Here is a 19,614-nt window from a genome sequence, read left to right as displayed (position 1 = left end):
GCCACACAAAAATGGACAAAATTTAATGGCCCTACCAAATTCCTAAGCGACAAGCTGCAAGCTAAAGTCGCGCCTATATCGCACCGGTAGATCATTGAAGCCGGAGCTGTGAAGGAAGGTATGTTGATGGCTCGGACATTTCGGGTCCTGATGTCGGTAGCAGTGATTGGCGCCGTGGCCTACGGCGCCTATGTGACACGCGATCGCTGGCTTGGCAGTGCCGAGCGTCTGCTCGGCTATCAGAGCGCGGCCGCGCCCGGCGAGCAGGCCCAGGGCGAACACCGTGGCAATCAGGGGCAGGGTTTTGGCCAAGGCGGCGGACGGCGGCGTGGCAGTCTTTCGCAATTCACCGGTCCGGTTCCAGTGCTGGCGGCGGATGCGAAATCCGCCGACGTCCCGGTCTATATCGACGGTGTCGGCTCGGTAAAGGCGCTGAACACGGTGACGGTTCGCGCCCAAGTCAGCGGCAAGATTGTCGAAATCGGTTTCGAGGAAGGCCAGGACATCAAGAAGGGCGACGTCATCGCCCGCATCGACGATGCCGTCTATAAGGCCCAGCTCGACCAGGCCATTGGCAAGAAGGCGCAGGACGAGGCATTGCTGGCCGGCGCGAAACGCGATCTCGATCGTTTTCAGCGCATGGTGCAGAGCGCTTCGGGCACGCAGCAGCAGGTCGATACCCAGATATCGCTTGTGGCGCAATATACGGCGGCGATCCAGTCCGACCAGGCAGCCATCGAAAGCGCGCAGGCGACGCTCGACTATACGACGATCGAGGCGCCGATCGACGGGCGCACCGGTATCCGCAATGTCGATGTCGGCAATCTCGTCAGCTCGTCGGACGCGACGGGCATAGTGACGCTGTCGCAGATCAAGCCGATTTCCATCCTGTTCTCCATTCCGCAGCAGCAGCTTGCCCGCGTCAATGCGGCGAGCGCGGCGGGTGCGCTTTCCGTCCAGGCGATCGCAAGCAACGGTCAGACGGTGATCGACAACGGCACGCTGGCGGTGGTCGACAACCAGGTCGATCCCACCACGGGTACGGTGAAGCTGAAGGCCAATTTTCCGAACGACAAGCTGGCGCTCTGGCCCGGCGCCTTCGTCAACGCCCGCCTGCTTGTCGAGACGCTGAAGGGCGTGACGGTCATTCCGACCGCTGCCGTGCAGCGTGGCCCGAACGGCACCTTTGTCTACATCGTCCGACAGGATCAAACGGTTGCCATGAAGCCGGTAACGGTGCGCCAGCAGGACGATGTACAGGCCGTCATCGCCGATGGCGTAGCCCCGGGCGACAAGGTGGTGACGACGGGCTTTGCGCGCCTACAGGACGGTTCGAAAGTACAGATTTCCGAAGGGGCCGGCGCGGGCGCACCGCCTGCAACGACGCCCGCGGTCGATGGGCAGCCGGTTGCCGAAAACGCAAACCAAACCAATCAGACCCAAACCAACGGCAATACGGCCAGTGATGGCCAGCGGCCGCATCGCCAGCATAATGGCCAGGGCGGTGGCAATGGTGGTCACCGCAGGCAGAAGGCGGATGGTGCCGGCGGCAATGATGCCAATCCCAACGCCAATACCGGCGGGGGCGATGCCGCTTCCACCAATCCACCCGCTACGTCAACTCAACAGCAATGAACGTCTCGTCGCTCTTCATCTCCAGGCCTGTCGCCACCTCGCTTCTCGGGGTCGCGGTGCTGTTGGGCGGCATTCTCGGCTTTCTCTTCCTTCCGGTCGCTCCGCTGCCGCAGGTGGATTTTCCGACGATCCAGGTGACGACGCAACTGCCGGGCGCCGATCCCGATACGATGGCGGCATTGGTGACCGCGCCGCTGGAGCGGCCGCTCGGGCAGATCCCGTCGTTGGCGTCGATGACCTCCTCGAGTGCCTTCGGCATCAGCCAGATCACCCTGCAGTTCGATCTCGGCCGCGATATCGATGGCGCGGCCCAGGATGTGCAGGCGGCGATCAATGCCGCCGGTTCGACATTGCCGCGCACGTTGCCCTATCCGCCGACCTATTCGAAGGTGAACCCCGCCGATACGCCGATCGTCACGCTGGCGCTGCGCTCCAACAGCTATTCGATCCGCGAACTCAGCGATTTCGCCGATACGATGATGGCACAGCGACTAAGCGAAGTTTCAGGGGTCGGCGATGTCAACATCCAGGGCGGCGTCAAGCCGGCGATCCGCATCCAGGCCGACCTGCCGCGGCTTGCCTCTTATGGTCTGGCGCTGGAGGATCTGCGCACCGCAATCACCAATGCCAGCGTTGCCGGCGCCAAGGGCGCGCTCGACGGCACGCAGCAGAGCTTCACGCTCGCCGCCAACGATCAGATCGTCGATCCCGACATCTACAAGTCCGTGATCGTCGCCTATCGCAACAATGCGCCGGTGCAGTTGAAGGATGTCGCCACCGTCGTCGAAGGGCTGGAGAACAACCGGGTCGGCGCCTGGTATCAGGGTCAGCCGGCTGTCATCCTCGACATCATGCGCCAACCGGGCGCCAACGTCATCCAGACGGTCGAGGGCGTGCAGAAGCAGATCCCGCGGCTGAAGCAGGCGCTGCCGGCCGGTATCTCGCTCGACATCGTCAACGACCGCACCGAGACGATCCGTGCTTCGATCCATGACGTACAATGGACGCTCGTCGTCAGCATCGGCCTGGTCATCCTCGTCGTTCTCCTGTTCCTGCGGACGGTGACGGCGACTTTCATCGCCGGCGTGGCCTTGCCGCTGTCGCTGATCGCGACCTTCGGCGTCATGTGGTTCGCCGGCTTCAGCCTCGATAATCTATCGCTGATGGCGCTCACCATCGGCACCGGTTTCGTCGTCGACGATGCCATCGTGATGATCGAGAACATCGCCCGCCATATCGAGGAGGGCGAGAGCCCGATGCAGGCGGCGCTGAAGGGCGCCGGCGAAATCGGCTTCACCATCATCTCGCTGACGTTCTCGCTGATCGCCGTCTTCATCCCGCTGCTGTTCATGACCGGCATCGTCGGGCGTATGTTCCGCGAGTTCGCGTTGACGCTGACCATCGCCGTGGTGGTGTCGGCGGTGATTTCGCTGACGTTGACGCCCATGATGTGCTCCCGCATCCTGCGCAAGCCGAAGGAGCATCGCGGCGGTTTGCTGGCGGGCACCGATCGCGGCATGGGACGGCTGGTCGAAGGCTACCGTCGCAGCCTCGTCTGGGCGGTGGACCGCAGCGGATTCATGCTGCTGGTCACGGTGGCAACGCTTGCCGCTACGATCGCCCTTTACATCGTCATTCCGAAAGGCTTCCTGCCGCCGCAGGATACCGGCCTGATCACCGCCGTCGTCGAAACCGAGCCGACCATCTCCTTCGAAGCGATGAAGCAGACGCAGGAGATCGTGGCCGAGCGGTTACGCAAAGACCCTGACGTAACCGGTATCGTCTCGGTTGTCGGCACCAGCGCCACCAACCTGACGCCCAACACCGGCAATCTCAGCCTGGTACTGAAGCCCAGGAGCCAGCGCGCGGCGTCGGCGGCCGATATCATCGACCGCATGCGTGGTGAAGTGGCCGATCTGCCCGGCATCCACGTTACGTTCCAGAGCGTGCGAGGCATCTCGATCAGCACGCGCGTCAGCCGTGCGCCCTATCAATATACGCTGACAGGCACGGATACGGCGACGGTGGTGGAGTGGGCGGAAAAACTGGCGCAGCGGCTGCAGCAGAGCCCGAAGCTGATCGACGTCGCCTCGGAAGTCGAGATGGGCGGCGGCCGCATCTTCGTCAATGTCGACCGCGAAACCGCTTCGCGACTCGGCGTCTCGATGCAGGCCGTCAGCGACACGCTGAACGACGCTTTCGGCCAGCGCCAGATCGCCACGATCTACGGGCAAGTCAATCAGTATCGCGTCATCCTCGAGGCTGCACCGCAATATCAGTCCGATCCGAAATCTCTCGACAAGCTCTACGTCGCCGGCGCCAGCGATACACAGGTGCCGCTCAACGCCTTTACGACGGCGTCGTTCATGACGGCACCGTTGGTCATCAGCCATGACGAACAGTTTCCGGCCGTGACGCTCAGTTTCGATCTCGCCAAGGGCGCGTCGCTCAGCGAGGCCGTCACCGAGATTCAGGCGGCGGAGCGCGATATCGGCATGCCAAGTTCGATCCAGCGCAATTATTCCGGCGATGCAGAGGAATTTGCCTCGTCGCTTGCGGGCGAGCCCTGGCTGATCCTGGCGGCTGTCGTGACGATCTATATTGTCCTTGGCCTGCTTTACGAGAGCGCCGTGCATCCCGTGACGATCCTGTCGACTTTGCCGTCGGCGGGCGTCGGTGCGCTGCTGGCATTGATGCTGTTCGGACAGGACCTGTCGATCATCGCACTGATCGGCATCGTGCTGCTGATGGGTATCGTGAAGAAGAACGCGATCATGATGATCGACTTCGCGCTGGAGGCCGAACGCAAGGAGGGGTTGGCGCCGCGCGAGGCGATCCTGAAAGCCTCGATCCTGCGTTTCCGCCCGATCATGATGACGACGCTTGCGGCGCTCTTCGGCGCACTGCCATTGGCGTTGGCGCAAGGTACCGGAGCGGAGCTGCGCATCCCGCTCGGCATCACCATCATCGGCGGCCTGGTGCTGTCGCAGCTTCTGACGCTCTATACGACGCCGGTGATCTATCTTGCTTTCGAAAGCCTGCGTGCCCGGATCGTCGGGCGTCCGACGGGCACGCCGGCTCCGGAACTGGACGAAGTCGCGGGTGGCGGGACATGAGCCTCTCCGAGCCTTTCATCAAACGTCCTGTCGGAACGACGCTTCTGGCGATCGGGCTGATGATCCTCGGCATCGTTTCCTATCGTTTTCTGCCGGTGGCGAGCCTGCCGACTGTTGATCTGCCGACGATCGTCGTCTCCGCCAGCCGCCCCGGCGCCGACCCCGCCAGCATGGCGGCAAGCGTCGCGGCGCCGCTGGAGCGACATCTCGGCACGATTGCCGGCATCACGCAGTTGACTTCGGTCAGTTCGCTTGGATCGAGCAGCATCGTCGCGCAATTCGATCTGTCGCGCAGCGTCGACGGCGCGGCGCAGGACGTGCAGGCAGCGCTGAACGCGGCGGCGACCGACCTGCCCGGCGATCTGCCGACCTTGCCTTCCTTCCGCAAGATCAACCCGGCGGCGGCGCCCGTGCTGATCCTGGCGCTGACATCGGACAATGTGTCGCCAAGCGCCATCTATGACGCGGCCGATACCGTGGTGGTACAGCGCATCTCGCAGGTGGACGGCGTCGGCGGCGTCACGGTCAGCGGCGCCGACCAGCCGGCCGTGCGCGTCAGGCTCGATCCCGACAGGCTCTCCGCCATGGGTCTGTCGCTAGACAGCGTTCGCACGGCAATCGTCAACGCCAATGTGCTCGGCCCCATCGGCTCGATCGACGGCAGCAATGCCGCCTTCTCCATTTCCATGAATGGCCAGCTCCGGACGCCGGAAGATTATGGCCGGATCATCGTGCAGAGCGGCGACGGCACGGCCGTTCGTCTCTCCGATATCGCCACCGTCGAGCCCGGCGTGCGCAATAGCCGCTCGGATGCCTGGTATGACGGCAAACCGGCCGTGCTGCTCAACATCACCAAGGAAGCGAACGCCAACGTCATTGCCACGGTGGATGGCGTCAAGGCGCTGATCCCCGAATTGCAGAGCCTCATTCCGTCCGGTGTCCACATCTCGGTTCTTTCCGACCGCACCACGACGATCCATACCAGCGTCACCGATATGCAATGGACGCTGCTTGCTACCATCTGCCTGGTCATGGCCGTGGTCTTCGTCTTCCTGCGGCGCGCCACGACGACTTTCGCAGCCGGGGTCACCGTGCCATTGTCGCTCTGCGGCACCTTTGCCGCCATGTGGCTCTTCGGACTGTCGATCGACAATCTGTCGCTGATGGCGCTTGCCGTTTCCGTCGGTTTCGTCGTCGACGACGCCATCGTGATGATCGAGAACATCTATGCCAATCTCGAAACCGGCGTGAAGCCGATGCGGGCCGCACTTGAGGGCGCGAAACAGATCGGCTTCACGGTCGTTTCGATCAGCCTTTCACTGCTTGCCGCCTTTATTCCCCTGTTCTTCATGGGCGGCATTGTCGGCCGCTTCTTCCAGACTTTCTCGCTGACGCTCGGTTTCACCATCGTCGTCTCGACCCTGGTGTCCCTGACGCTGACGCCGATGATCTGCGGCCACCGGCTGCGGGCGCGCGACATGGAGGCCCGGCCGGGCCTGTTCGGCCGGATCGTCGAAGGAACGCTCGGCGCAATCACCAATTTCTACGGTCGGACGCTGAAGGCGGTGCTGCATCATCGCGTGCTCTCCGTCCTCGTCATCCTCGCTTGCGTCGTCATATCAGCCTATCTTTATATCAAGGTGCCGAAGGGCTTCATTCCGCAGGATGATACCGGCTTCATTCAGGGCGGCACGCAGGCGGCGACCGACATCTCCTATCCCGCCATGGTCAAGCTGCAGCAGCAGGCGGCCGATATGGTCGCCAGGGATCCGGCCGTCTCCGGTGTCGGCTCGTCCGTGGGCGGCGGCGGGTTTTCCAGTTCGATCAATCGCGGGCAATTGTTCATTTCTCTGAAGCCCGAATCGGAACGCGTCTCGACCTCCGAGGTGATAGACCGGCTGCGCAAGCAACTGATGGCCATTCCCGGTCTCAGCACCTTCCTGTTTTCGCCGGGCGATATTCGCGCCGGCGGGCGCCAATCGCAGTCGCAATATCAGTTCACGCTCTGGGGCGCGAATTACGACGAGCTGGTGGATTGGGCGCCGAAAGTGCTGGCACGCCTGCAGACGCTGCCGGGGCTGACCGATGTCGCCACCGACCGGCAGCCGAACGGCTTGCAGGCGACGGTCAATATCAATCGTGATGAAGCCTCGCGGCTCGGCGTCAGCATCCAGTCGATCGACGCGGCGCTCAACAACGCCTTCGCGCAGCGGCAGGTGTCGACCATCTATACCCAGCGCAATCAATATCGCGTGGTGCTGGAGGCCGATCCCAGCTATGCCCGCGATCCCAATGATATTTCCAAGCTTTACGTGCCGGCGTCTGGCGGCATCCAGATCCCGCTCAGTGCGGTGGCCTCGGTCGAACGGACTCTAGCGCCGCTGGTGGTCAATCATCAGGGGCAATATCCTTCCGTCACCATCTCCTACAATCTGGCGCTCAATACCACGCTGGAGGCAGCAAACGATGCCATTCAACAGGCGGTGCTGCAAATGCATCTGCCGGATACGCTGCATGCGGATTTTGCCGGCGATGCGGCCAGCATCACACAATCTTCGAGCAGCCAGCCGCTGTTGCTCCTGGCGGCGCTGCTGACGGTCTATATCGTCCTCGGGATCCTCTACGAGAGCCTGGCGCACCCGTTGACGATCATCTCGACGCTACCATCAGCCGGTCTCGGGGCGCTGCTGGCGCTGGTCATCAGCGGCACGGAACTGACAATCATCGCCTTCATCGGCATCATCCTTCTGATCGGCATCGTCAAGAAGAACGGCATCATGATGGTGGATTTCGCGCTGCAGGGCGAACGCAAGCTCGGCCTGCCGTCGGAGGAGGCGATCTACGAGGCTTGCCTGAAACGCTTCCGGCCGATCCTGATGACCACGCTCGCCGCCTTGATGGGCGCCATCCCGCTGATCATCGCCACCGGCCCCGGCGCCGAGCTTCGCCGCCCCCTCGGCATCACCATCGTCGGCGGCCTGATTGTCTCGCAGGTGCTGACACTCTACACGACGCCAATCATCTACCTGATGCTGGCAAAGCTGCACAGTCGGTGGTCGACGAAGCAACCGGCAGAGACGCCTATGTCCTCGACGTCGGCATGATTGGGTGTCGGGGTTCAGCCGCGATGGTCCCATGGTTGACCATCGCAATTCCGGTGTTCAGAAAATCCGGCACGTTGCGTGTGGCCAGCATTGCTCCTCGCGATCCTGTGATCGCTGAATCGAGGATGATCATGGGTCAAGTTCGACCGGTCGGATCGGTTCGCGTGGCGCGATCTCCAATACGAGGCCGCCGGTTGCAGCCATCCGACGGCGAATTGCCTCCGCTAAATTTGGCTGCCGTGTTTCCTCAGTCGACAATGCAGCTCGCAGGATATCGCGTGCCTCATCTTCCATCGATCGTCCATATGCTGCCGCGCGCGCAGTCGTGCCTTCAGATGATCATCGATATTGCGGATCGTCATGCTGGCTAAAGGGGCCTCTCCTATCATCAATGATTGCACATTAATCATCGATGGCAGATTTTTAAATTGGGAATTTGGCCCTCATCATTCCGTGGGCGAATCGGAGACGCCATTCGCCGCAGCGCTAAGCGCCGCGCTCAATCACAATCTTGAGCGCATTGCGGTGGCTATCCCAATAGGGCAGCGCTTTTTCCGCTTCTTCAAAAGGGAAGACCTTCGAGATCAGCGCATCGGCCTTGTCGCCGATCTCCTCGAGATGGCTGATGACGTTTTGAAAATCGCGCATCAGGGCGTTGCGGGAGCCCATGATGTCGAGTTCCTTCAGGTTGAAGAACTGTGTCTGGTAGGTGACCGGCGCCTTGGAATAGCCGACATAGACGACACGGCCGCCGAAGCAGGCGAGATCGATGGCTTGGGTGAAGGTCGCGGCCAGGCCGACCGCCTCGAAAGCGACATCCACGCCATCGTCACCCGTCAATTCGCTGACCCTGGCGACGACATCCTCGCTGCCCGCATCGATCGCCTCGACGGCACCGAATTGCCGGGCAAGCGCGCGTTTTTCCTCGCTGAGATCGACGGCGATGACCTCGGCGCCGCGAGCGACGGCGGCGATCAAGACGCCCATGCCGATCATGCCGCAGCCAAGCACAACGACGCGATCGCCTTTCGCCACCCGTCCGCGTTCAACCGCATGAAAACCAACGGATAGCGGCTCGACCAAAGCCAGATGGCGCGGCGGCAGTGTATCGTTGAGGATCAGCTTTTCAGCCGGCAGCACGATCTCCTCGGCCAGACCGCCATCCTGCTGCACGCCGAGCGTCTTGTTGTAGCGGCAGGCATTGAGCCGGCCCTTGCGGCAGGAGGTGCACTCGCCGCAATTCGTGTACGGCATGACGATGACACGGCGGCCGGGCGCATAGGCGGGATCAACACCGGGGCCGACGGCAAGGATCTCGCCGCCGATTTCATGGCCGGGAATGCGCGGCAGCTTCACCAGGGGGTTGAGGCCCTTGAAGGTGTTGAGGTCGCTGCCGCAGAGCCCGATGTGCCGGACACCGACGCGGACCTGGCCGGCGCCCAACGGTCCTTCCGGGACCTCGTGGAAGCGCGTCACGTTTTCCGCCTCGATCATCAAAGCCCTGATCACAGCATTCTCCTCCCTTAAAAGCCATGCAAGTGACGCTTCTTAAAGCAATTCCAGGAAAAGTGCGAAGCGGTTTTCCGTCCGGGATGCGTAAAAACAAAGGTGTAGAGCGGGAAAGCGATTCCGTGAAACGCTGAACCGCTCTAGTGCGCCGTGTCCGGGGTTGGCTCGGATGTAGTGGTGCTTGTCGGCCGCTTCCCGCCCTTGAAGATGCGACGCACGGAGACGAAGAGCAAGGGGATGAAGAAGATGCCGAGTACGGTCGCCGAGATCATGCCGCCCATGACGCCGATGCCGATCGAGTTCTGGCTGCCGGAGCCTGCGCCGTTGGCGATCGCCAGCGGCATCACGCCGAGGATGAAGGCGAGCGAGGTCATCAGGATCGGTCGAAGGCGCTGACGGGCCGCTTCCAGCGTCGCCGGGATCAGATCCTTGCCGTTCGCCTGCTGCTCGATCGCGAATTCGACGATCAGAATGGCGTTCTTGGCCGCCAATCCTATGGTCGTCAGCAGGCCGACCTTGAAATAGACGTCGTTCGACTGGCCGAAAATGGTGGCGGCGAGAAGGGCACCGAAAATGCCGATCGGCACCGACAGCATGACGGCAAGCGGGATCGACCAGCTTTCGTAGAGGGCGGCCAGCGCCAGGAAGACGACCAGGATGGAGATGGCATAGAGCTGGGTCGCCTGATTGCCGGAAAGCTTTTCCTGGGCCGAGAGGCTCGTCCATTCATGGCTGAAGCCCGGCGGCAAGCTTGCCATGATCTGGTCGATCTGGTTCATGGCGTCGCCGGAGGAGACGCCGGGAGCGGCGGAACCCTGGATTTCGACGGCGGACGAGCCGTTGTAGCGTTCGAGACGCGGCGAGCCATAGGTCCATTCGCCCTTCGAGAAGGCGGAGAAGGGCACCATGGCACCATCGGAATTGCGCACATACCAGCGGCCGAAGTCCTCCGGCTGCATGCGGAAATTCTTATCCGCCTGAACATAGACCTTCTTGACGCGGCCACGATCGATGAAGTCGTTGACATAGGTACCGCCCCAGGCGGTCGAGAGCGTCGTGTCAATGTCGGAGAGTGCGATGTTCAGCGCGCTCGCCTTTTCCTGATCAATGTTCAGCGAATATTGCGGCGTGTCTTCCTGGCCGTTGGGACGCGTGCCGAAGAGCTTCTTATTCTGCGCTGCTGCGCCCAGCAACTGGTTGCGGGCGGCGATCAGGCTAGCATGGCCTGCGCCGTTGATGTCCTTGATGAAGAAATCGAAACCGCTGGAGCTGCCGAAGCCGGGAATGGCCGGCGGCGCGAGCGCAAAGACGCTGCCATCCTTGATTTTCGAAAAGGCGCCCATGGCGCGGCCGGCAATCGCCTGTGCTTTCGATTGTGGCGTCTTCCGCTCGGCAAAGTCCTTCAATCGGACGAAAACGATGCCGACATTCTGGCCCTGACCGCTGAAGCCGAAACCGGCGACGGCGAAAGCGCCTTCGACATAGTCTTTCTCATTGTTGAGATAATAGTCCTTCACCGTGTTAAGTACGGTCCAGGTGCGGGAATTCGTGGCACCCGGCGGAAGCTGGATGGCGGTCAGGAGGATGCCCTGATCCTCATCTGGCAGGAACGAGCTCGGCAGGCGGTTGAACAGATAGCCGACGGCGCCGCCGATCAACACGAACACCAGCAGGAAGACCGCCGTCAGGCGGATCATGCCGTGAATGCCGCTTTGGTAGCGAAGCGTTGCGCGCTCGAAATTGCGGTTGAACCATCCGAAGGCGCCACGCTGCTTGGAACCGTGCTCGGGCCTCTTCAGAATGGTGGCGCAGAGTGCCGGCGTGAGGATCAGCGCGACGATGACCGACAGGATCATCGCCGAGACGATCGTCACCGAGAACTGCCGGTAGATGACGCCGACTGAGCCCGAGAAGAAGGCCATCGGGATGAACACGGCAGAGAGAACCGTCGCGATGCCGATCAAAGCACCGGTAATTTCCTGCATCGACTTGATCGTCGCCTCGCGCGGCGAAAGACCTTCCTCCTCCATCACGCGCTCGACGTTTTCGACGACAACGATGGCGTCGTCGACCAAGAGGCCGATCGCCAGCACCATGCCGAACATTGTCAATGTGTTGATCGAATAGCCAAACAGCGACAGCACGCCGAAGGTGCCGAGCAGCACGACGGGAACGGCGAGCGTCGGGATCAAGGTAGCGCGGATGTTCTGCAAGAAGACGAACATGACGATGAAGACGAGTACGATAGCTTCGAACAGCGTCTTGACCACGTCTTCGATCGATAGCTTGACGAAGGGCGTCGTGTCGTAGGGATAGACGATTTCGACATTCGGCGGGAGAGTCTGGCTCAAGCTGCTGATGGTCGATCTCACCGCTTCCGCGGTATTGATGGCATTGGCGCCGGAAGCGAGCATGACGGCGAGACCGGCCGAAGGATGGCCGTTATAGGTGCTCGACGTGGTGTAGCTTTCCGCTCCAAGCTCGACCGTCGCGACATCGTTGAGGCGGACCAGCGAGCCATCGGACTGGCTCTTCAGGATGATGTTGTTGAACTGCTCGGGCGTCTGCAGGCGGCTCTTGGCCGTGACCGTTGCATTGAGCTGCTGGCCCTTTCGCTGCGGCAGCGCGCCGAGCTGGCCGGCCGAGACCTGCGAATTCTGCGACTGGATCGCGTTGGTGACGTCGCTGACCATCAACTGGTATTTGGCCAGCTTATCCGGATCGACCCAAATGCGCATGGCATAGCCGGCGCCGAAGATCTGAGTGTTGCCGACGCCTTCGATGCGCTTCAGCGTGTCATTCAGCGTGCTGGAAACATAGTCGGCAAGGTCGTTGGAATTCAGCTTGCCGTCCTTCGACACGAAGCCCACGACCATCAGGAAGTTCGATGTCGACTTGGAAACGGTGATACCCGTCGACTGCACCGTTTGCGGCAATTGCGCGGTGACGAGCTGCAGCTTGTTCTGCACCTGCATCTGCGCGACGTCGGAATCGGCCTTGTTGGTGAAGGTCAGCGAGATGGAGGCCTGGCCCGTCGATGTCGACGTCGATGTCATGTAGTCGAGATTGTCGATGCCGGTCATGCCCTGCTCGATGACCTTGGTCACCGAATTCTCGACGGTTGCGGCATCCGCGCCGGGATAGTTCGCGTTGATGCTCACCGTCGTCGGTGCGATCTGCGGATATTGCGAGATCGACAGCGTCAGGATCGACAACGCTCCGGCCAGCATGATGACGATGGCGATGACCCAGGCAAAGATCGGCCGGTCGATGAAAAAACGCGACATCGCTTACCTCACTTCTGGGCGCCAGAGGCGGGCTGGGTTTCGGTCTTTTCCAGCTTGGCCTGTTCAGCGGGCTCGCCGGCGACCTGCTTTACTTCGCCGGTCGCGTCATCGATCGTGACGGCGGCGACATTGACTTCCTGGCCGTCCCGGACGCGCTGGCTGCCTTCCACGACCAGACGGTCGCCATCCTGCATGCCTTCGTTCACCAGCCAGCTATTGCCGACGCTGCGTTGCACCTTCAGCACACGCTGCTGTACCTTGTTGTCGGCGGTCACGAACATCGCCGTCGGTTCGCCTTTGGTGTTGCGGAAGACGGCGCGCTGCGGCAGGAGATAGCTGTTTTCCGCGACAGCTTCCTCGATGCTTGCGCGAACATACATGCCGGGCAGCAACACGCGTTCCGGATTGGGGAAGACAGCGCGTACGGTGATCGTTCCGACGGTCTCGGCGACAGAGGCCTCCGAAAATTGGAGTTTGCCGGTCTGCTTGTAGTCGGAACCGTCTTCCAGCGTCAGGTGGACGGAGACGTTGTCACCACTCGTCTTCAATCGGCCTTCCGCAATGGCGCGGCGGAACTCAAGCAGGTTGGTGCTTGACTGCGTCACGTCGACATTCATCGGGTCGAGTTGGCGGATGGTGGTCAGCGCCGTCGTCTGGTCGGCGGTGACGAGCGCGCCGACCGTGACCGTCGAGGCATCGACACGGCCGCCGATCGGTGCGCGCAGCTTGGTGTAGTCGAGATTGATCCGTGCGGTCTCGAGCGCGGCCTTGGCGGAGGCGACATCGGCCTGCGCCTGGACAAGCGTCGCCTGCGCAGTGTCGTAGTCCTGCTGGCTGACAGCGTTCTGGGCGCTCAATCCCTTGTAACGATCCATCTTGGCCTGTGCGCTCGGTATGGCGCCTTCTGCCTTCTGCAGAGCGGCGGCGGCGCTGTCATAGGCGGCCTGATAGGTGGCGGGGTCGATTTCGTAGAGCACGTCGCCCGCCTTGACCTCGCTGCCTTCCTTGAAATTACGGCTGCGGATGATGCCGCCGACCTGCGGCCTCACTTCGGCGATCAGGTAGGCGCTGGTGCGGCCGGGCAGCTCCGCGGTGATCGCAACCGATTGCGGGTGCAGCGTCATGGCGCTGACTTCGGTCTTGACGGCCGGTGCATTGTTTTGCGCGGCCTTCTGCTCGTTGCAGCCCGCCAGCAGCAACGTGGCGGCGATCCCTGCGGCAACCAATGAGATGCGTGTGGCTGGGAGGCGTTTGGATGCCGCCGGACGTACGAATACAGGGGTAGAAGAGGCGCGCTTTTCCACGTTGCTATTTCCCATTGCCTTATTTACAGTACCAATTAGTACAGAAAATATTTGTACCGCTATAAATGTCAATGTCATTTGGCTTTTTTTGAGGTTGGGAATGGAAGCACGGACGGGGGCAAGAGCTAGGGAAGCAGAGCAAACTGCCGCTCGCCGCCCGCGCGGCCGTCCGAAGACCGCGAGTGACGACGCAAAGCGGGCGGAGATCGTCGCGGAAGCCCGCGCGACGTTTCATGAGCTTGGCTACGGCGGCACGACCATGGATCTCGTCGCGGCGCGGTGCAGGATTTCCAAGCAGACCCTCTACCGCTTGTTTTCGAGCAAGACCGAGCTGTTTATGGCGATCATCGCCGAGCATCGTGCCTCGATGCTGGCCCTGCCGCGCGACCCCAAGGAAAATCTGCCGCTCGACAAAGCGCTGGAACAGATTTTCATGATCGACATCGATGAAGTGGCGGAGCGGGACCGCGAGGCCTTCATTCACTTTGCCGTGAACGAAGCGCAGCGGTTTCCCGAAATGGCGTCGCTGCTGCGCACCTACGGTGCCGAACAGTCGCGGCAGATGCTGGCCGATTGGCTCCGCCTGCAGCAGAAACGCGGCCTGATCGAGATTGCCGATGCCGCAAGCGGCGCGCGCATGCTGATGAACATGATCTTCGGCGCGATGATTTCGCATCCCGGCAAGCTGAACGACTGGCCAGACCGCGAAACCCGGCTGCGGCATCTGCGTCATTGTATAGCAATCTTCCTGGCGGGTGTGCAGGCGCATCGGAAGCGCCGATAGGCTTTCAGTCGTTCGCTAAACGACGCCGGACGTTTCGAGATCAGCTCCCGCCACAAAAGCGATGCCGGCATGGCTCCGAAGAACCACACCGGCATCTTTCTCCGGCCCCCCGCCAGAAAACCTAAAAACTGCGCTTAGTGTGCGACAGCCCTATTCACTTTGTCTACGCCTTCTTCGAAGAGCGGCATCTGCAGGCCATTTGCGTACATTTCCTGCAAGACGGCTCCGAGCGCGAGATCGAGGCACCAGACCGGGAATTCGGCGTTCATGCTCTTGGCGCTTTGACGCGCATAGGTGATCAACCGTGCGATCGACGCCAATTCTTTCAGTGAATCCGAATCGTGATGTGCCATTTCGATAGGAAGTATTGCTGTCATGTCATGCCCCTTTGCCCCCGTTCCTGGCGAACTAGATACTCATCGCCAGGAACATGAGCAGACATTAACTCAAGTCGGACACCTTGGCGCGTGACATACAGCGTGACACGAGCGGGGATTGCGAGCTGCTTTTTACGGCGCAATTTCAAGGCGGTGGAAGGCGAACCGCCACAAACTATTGGCCTGGAACGTCCAGTCGTGCGGTGGTTGTTGCCGTTCGTCCGGGCAATCGGCAAGGATGCGGAGCAGGTCCAGGGCATCCGCTCGCTTCTGGTTGACCGCATTGGCGCGCAGCAGGCGAGCGATTTCGCTGCGCCGCGAGGGGTCCGGCAGGTCGGCCGTTTCCGCGAGGGAGCGATAGGTCAGCGATTTGAAGAAGATCGATTCCGCGCATGTTCGCAGGACGTCTCGCTCCATCTCGCTGATCGCGCCGGTCTCCGCCAGCGCCTGCAAGGTTGCCTGCACGTTGACGAGCGGTTCGCTGAGGGGCAGATGGCCAAGTTCCTGCGGCGCATGGATTTGCGCTACCGCCGAATCGTCCGCCAGCGCACCGGAGGCATATGCCTCGAAGATGCGGCCGATGCCGATCATGCCGAAAGCGGCGCATTCGGCGGCGCGCAGCGCGCCCATGCTGGCGGCGCCATAGACGCGGACGCCTTTCGACAGGGCAAAGAGGATTTCCTTGTGCCAGACGGGCGCGACATTTTCGAAAAGTCCGTCGATCAGGCCGATGACGTTCGCGCCATTCTCGAGGGCTTCGACGATATCGCCTTGCTTTGCCGGCGGACGGAGAGCGATGCCGGGATCGGCGATCTCGGCGGCATCGGGAAGCGTTGGGCCGACGAACAGGATCTTCATAGCAGTTGCAACGTTTTCGAGATGGCGCGATAGCCGAAGCGGCGCTTGCGGTCCCCAGCCGGATTTTCCAGTTGCGGCACCACGAGTTTGGCGACCGCAAAGGGAAGCGAGGCGTCGCCAAGGGAAAGGGCAATGGCGGAATTGATGCCCGCCTGGCGCAAACGGACGATGGTCAGATGCAACAGGGCTTCAGCGTCATGCGGCAGGACTTCATTCGGTCTTGCCGCTGGCTTCGGCATGGCGTCGAAGCAACGGCGGATGCTCTCCGGTAGTTCCCGGGTGAAATTCTCGGGACGGATATCGTCGCGGGCGCCGCTGATGAAGGTCAGGCGCGATTGCGCTGCTTCCGTCACGGCACGGATCGCCGCTCGCACCGGCGATAGATGAGCGCCGCTGCCGATCGTAACATCGAGGTAGCGGATACGCCGCGCTTCTGCGATTTCTCCAGGACCGAGGAGGGCCACGATAACAGGTATACCAATGTTGCTGGTGATATCGAAGAGCCGCAGCGTCAGGCCGGCGGCAGTAATCTTCACGATAAGTTCGTCCAGCACTGGATCGGCGAACGAGGCAGGATCGATGCAGGCGCCCATGCGCAGCTTCGGCTCGGAAATATCCCAGAGGACTTCGGCATCACGCTCGATGCGTTCGAGTAAGCCGTGCAGGATGGCTTCGGCCAGTACATTCCCCGAGGCGAGGCCATCGGAAGACTGCCAGAAGCGCGAACTGCGGACAGTGCGGTCAAGCGTGACTGCGTCGAAGGGAACCCAAGCTTTTTGGGCGGCGATCAGATCATAGCCTTCGGCCCAGGTGATCTCTTCGTCGTCGGCGATATCGGCCTGACTCTTGGCAATCAGCGATGGCAAGAGATCGGCATGAAGTCCTTCGGCCATCAGTTGCCGGCGACTGGTAATAACGGTTTTGACGGCGGGTGCGCCTGCAACAGTCCGCTCCAGTGCCTCCATGGCCGCTGAGACCTTGGCATCGAGATCGGTGATGCCTTTGCCATTGTTGATGACGATCGAGCGCGCGTTCGGACTGACCGCCTGCCAGACGGGAATGCCGACCTTGTCGAGCCCCGTCAAGCGGCCGAGGCGGGTGACGCCATGAGCCGCAAGACAAGGTTCGATCCGCCGAAACGTCTCCTCGGCGGAACAGGTACGGTCTGAATAAGGCGATGAGGCGGCGACAAATTCCTTCCGACCTGAATTCCGGGTGAGGAATTCAACCAAAGATGGATCTGAAGTCATTACCGCCGCCACGACGCCTCTGGTGTTACTCGTCGAGCCTGCCACCCGCAGGAGCTTCGTCGAGCCTGCCGCTTGCCGGGCCCTCGTCCAATCTGATGCTCGCTGCTTCATCGAGCCTACCATTAGCGGCATCAGCCGAACTGCCAACGGCAACGGCAAGGTTGACACCCTTAATGATAGTTGCGCCGGCATTACGCAACTGATCGGCAGTGCCGAGATCGCTGCCCGCTGGCGCTGCGAGCGGAGATATAGTACCTGCGCCTAGATCGGCGAGGTAAAGTTGTGAATTGCCGGGAACGCCGATTACTACAAAATTTGTCATGCCCAAATCCCCTCAATGGTTAAATATCTCAGTCAAATCCTGCTCTTCGCAGCCCTTCGCGATATTGGTCTTTCTGCCATTGTTCTCGTAGGGGAACGATGGAAAGCCAAGTATCGATCTTAAAATCAGGATAGGTCTCTTTAACTTTGCGCACCAACGCTTTGGCCTTGCGCATGTCGCCCGCCATTGCCGCCGTTGCCGCGGCAAGTCGCGCAGCCTGAGAAGGATCGGCCATACGCGAGATATAGGCGCCGGCATCCTCATAACGTTGAAGAGAGTAGTTAGCGCTTGCTGCTGTCCAGAAATAGAGGTCCGGGCTCAACGGATTGAGCTTGATGGCGCGTTCAACCTTTTCCAAAGCCTCACTTGGTTTCGAAGCATGCATCAGCGTGTCGGCATAGTCGGCGATGACGTCGGCATAATGCGGACTGATAGTCTCGGCTAGTTCGAAGGCCTCGATACTTTCATCAAAAGCTCCCTGGTAGAGCTTGGCGACGCCGAATTGATGATAGCCGCCCACGATATCCTGACCGGTCGCAATCGCCTTGCCGGCCTCTTCCTCGGCAAGCTTCAACAGCCTTGCGTCGCCCTGCGCCGTCACCAACCACTCGAGATGGTAGGTGCGCGCGACGCCGCTGAGAGCAGGCGAGAAATAGGGGTTCTCCTTCAGGGCTGCTTGGAATGCCTTGCGGGCCCGACGGATGTCCGGCAAATCGAGATGTTTCAGATGACGCTGGCCGAGCAGATATTGACGATAAGCTTCCGGATTCCGCTCGAAATAGTCGCGGGAAAATTCGTTGCGCTCGATATAGCTAGCGACCGACGCCACGACGCGTTGACCGATTTCGCGATGCTGGCGCGGCAGATCCTGGGCCTCCATGCTGAAGCGCTCGGCCCAGATAACTTCGTCATTGCCAGCGTAAACCAGTTGCGCGAAAAGCCAGTAGGCGCTGCCGTCGAAGCTGAGCCTTGTATCCAGCACATAGTTGATGGCGTATTTTTCCAGCATTGCACCCCGGTCGAGATTGAGCGCAATCTTTTCCGCCGTGTAATGCGCTACCATCGTCACGGTCTTCAACACGCAAAGACCGACGGTGATATCTTCCAAAAGCGCTGCCGAGAGAAAGACGGCAGGCTGATAGTTGCTGGAGGTGTTTACCGGCGGCAAAAGCGCGAGCTTGGGTGGCCCACGAGGCACCGGCGGAATGACTTCCAACTGCGACGGCGCTTTCTCCCGAAGCTGCGGCGCGATGCTGCGCTGACGTTCGAACAGCCGCCGCGCAACGCTTAACGTCTGCGGATCGGGATCGACCGGCAATTCGCCCCAGCGATATTTTCTGCGGCTTTCAAAAATATGGCGGGCGCTTTCGAGCTGGGGTTCGCCGGCATAGGTCTCTCCCAATATCTGGTAGACCGTCTCATCTTCGGGATGAGCCTCGAACAGCCGCAGCGCCGCCTCCTTGACAATGGTGGCGTCCGCGTCCTTGCCCATGGCCGCAATGGCATCGCGAAGTGTTGTCAGCATCTTTGTCTTGATGCGATCCCGCTGTGTACGCAGCCACATTCGGGCCGTGCCACCGATGACTTCGGTGCGGGCAAGAAAATCCCAGCGGCCGAGTTGCAGCAACTCTTCCAGGGCGGTGTGGGGGTTAGTTTGCGACACCGCATCCAGCAGCGCGAGATCGGTGGTGAAGGCTTGGAGATTCGCGCTGACGGTCGCCTGCTCGATCAGCAGCAGCCCGATTCCGAGCTCGTCCTGGCGGTTTTTGACACGCGACAGGGTCTGCCGCAGATTGGCAAGCCCCTTATCCAGGGGAATGTCGCCCCAAAGAAATTCCGCAAGCTCCGCACGGTTTTTTTGCGGCGAGGGGCTTGTCAGCAGAAAGCAGAGCGACAGCAGACCCTTTTCGGGAAAAGGCACTGTCGCGCCTGTTCCGTCCACGAGACGTAGGTCTCCGAATGTCAGCAGTCTGAAATCCATATGCCCCCACTGCATCTAGCAGCGTCCCGATATCGCAATCATGGCTTTCGGCATCGCTTGCGATCACGTCATGTGATCACAGGTATC

General features: G+C 61.1%; 12 protein-coding genes and 1 pseudogene. 4 read left to right on the top strand and 9 right to left on the bottom strand.

The features are described from left to right. Nucleotides 1–126 precede the first annotated feature (126 nt). The 3 genes from N2601_RS16065 to N2601_RS16055 are packed head-to-tail and all read left to right on the top strand — an operon-like array spanning nt 127 to nt 7,855. Nucleotides 127–1,635, top strand: coding sequence for an efflux RND transporter periplasmic adaptor subunit (locus tag N2601_RS16065; protein ID WP_104824732.1), 1,509 nt, complete (start codon nt 127–129; stop codon nt 1,633–1,635). Further along, nucleotides 1,632–4,751 carry an efflux RND transporter permease subunit gene (locus N2601_RS16060; RefSeq protein WP_104824731.1) on the top strand — a complete coding sequence of 1,040 codons (3,120 nt, stop codon included), beginning with the start codon at nt 1,632–1,634 and terminating at the stop codon, nt 4,749–4,751. Before N2601_RS16065 ends, N2601_RS16060 begins: the two co-directional genes overlap by 4 nt. Further along, on the top strand, nt 4,748–7,855 hold the full coding sequence (locus N2601_RS16055; protein ID WP_104824730.1) for an efflux RND transporter permease subunit: 3,108 nt from the start codon (nt 4,748–4,750) through the stop codon (nt 7,853–7,855). Before N2601_RS16060 ends, N2601_RS16055 begins: the two co-directional genes overlap by 4 nt. A 129-nt stretch (nt 7,856–7,984) precedes the next feature. Here the strand turns inward: N2601_RS16055 and N2601_RS16050 are convergent. The 4 genes and pseudogenes from N2601_RS16050 to N2601_RS16035 all read right to left on the bottom strand — a co-directional run bounded on the left by N2601_RS16050 (nt 7,985) and on the right by N2601_RS16035 (nt 13,970). Next, a pseudogene (locus N2601_RS16050) lies at nt 7,985–8,244 on the bottom strand (FitA-like ribbon-helix-helix domain-containing protein). A gap of 97 nt (nt 8,245–8,341) precedes the next feature. Beyond that, nucleotides 8,342–9,364, bottom strand: coding sequence for a zinc-binding alcohol dehydrogenase family protein (locus N2601_RS16045; protein WP_104824729.1), 1,023 nt, complete (start codon nt 9,362–9,364; stop codon nt 8,342–8,344). Between the two features lie 140 nt (nt 9,365–9,504). Beyond that, the gene (locus tag N2601_RS16040; protein WP_104824728.1) at nt 9,505–12,651 is read right to left on the bottom strand and encodes an efflux RND transporter permease subunit; all 3,147 of its coding nucleotides are present in this window, start codon (nt 12,649–12,651) and stop codon (nt 9,505–9,507) included. Nucleotides 12,652–12,659: 8 nt separating this feature from the next. After that, nucleotides 12,660–13,970: an efflux RND transporter periplasmic adaptor subunit gene (locus tag N2601_RS16035; RefSeq protein ID WP_104824727.1), complete on the bottom strand. Its 1,311-nt coding sequence runs from the start codon at nt 13,968–13,970 to the stop codon at nt 12,660–12,662. A gap of 85 nt (nt 13,971–14,055) precedes the next feature. Here N2601_RS16035 and N2601_RS16030 point away from each other — a divergent pair, with 85 nt between their 5' ends. Beyond that, nucleotides 14,056–14,739, top strand: coding sequence for a TetR/AcrR family transcriptional regulator (locus N2601_RS16030; RefSeq protein WP_104824726.1), 684 nt, complete (start codon nt 14,056–14,058; stop codon nt 14,737–14,739). A 134-nt stretch (nt 14,740–14,873) separates the two neighbouring features. Here N2601_RS16030 and N2601_RS16025 read toward each other — a convergent pair whose 3' ends face one another. From N2601_RS16025 to N2601_RS16005, 5 genes are all read right to left on the bottom strand, one after another. Beyond that, nucleotides 14,874–15,116, bottom strand: a complete 243-nt coding sequence (locus N2601_RS16025) for a hypothetical protein (protein ID WP_104824725.1) — start codon at nt 15,114–15,116, stop codon at nt 14,874–14,876. A gap of 132 nt (nt 15,117–15,248) precedes the next feature. Next, entirely contained in the window at nt 15,249–15,974 is a 726-nt protein-coding gene (locus N2601_RS16020; RefSeq protein WP_104824724.1) for a TfuA-like protein, read from the bottom strand. Further along, entirely contained in the window at nt 15,971–17,224 is a 1,254-nt protein-coding gene (locus tag N2601_RS16015) for a YcaO-like family protein (protein WP_104824723.1), read from the bottom strand. Before N2601_RS16015 ends, N2601_RS16020 begins: the two co-directional genes overlap by 4 nt. 25 nt (nt 17,225–17,249) lie before the next feature. Then, nucleotides 17,250–17,546 (bottom strand): hypothetical protein, encoded by a 297-nt coding sequence (locus tag N2601_RS16010; protein WP_104824722.1) that lies wholly within the window; start codon nt 17,544–17,546, stop codon nt 17,250–17,252. 28 nt (nt 17,547–17,574) lie between these two features. Further along, a complete protein-coding gene (locus tag N2601_RS16005) occupies nt 17,575–19,488 on the bottom strand; it encodes a tetratricopeptide repeat protein (RefSeq protein ID WP_245463907.1) in 1,914 nt (637 codons plus the stop codon). Nucleotides 19,489–19,614: the final 126 nt, after the last annotated feature.

Origin of the sequence: Rhizobium sp. CB3060 (genome assembly GCF_025200735.1) — a bacterium.
GTDB lineage: Bacteria > Pseudomonadota > Alphaproteobacteria > Rhizobiales > Rhizobiaceae > Rhizobium.
This window is presented reverse-complemented; position numbering and strand designations above follow the sequence as displayed.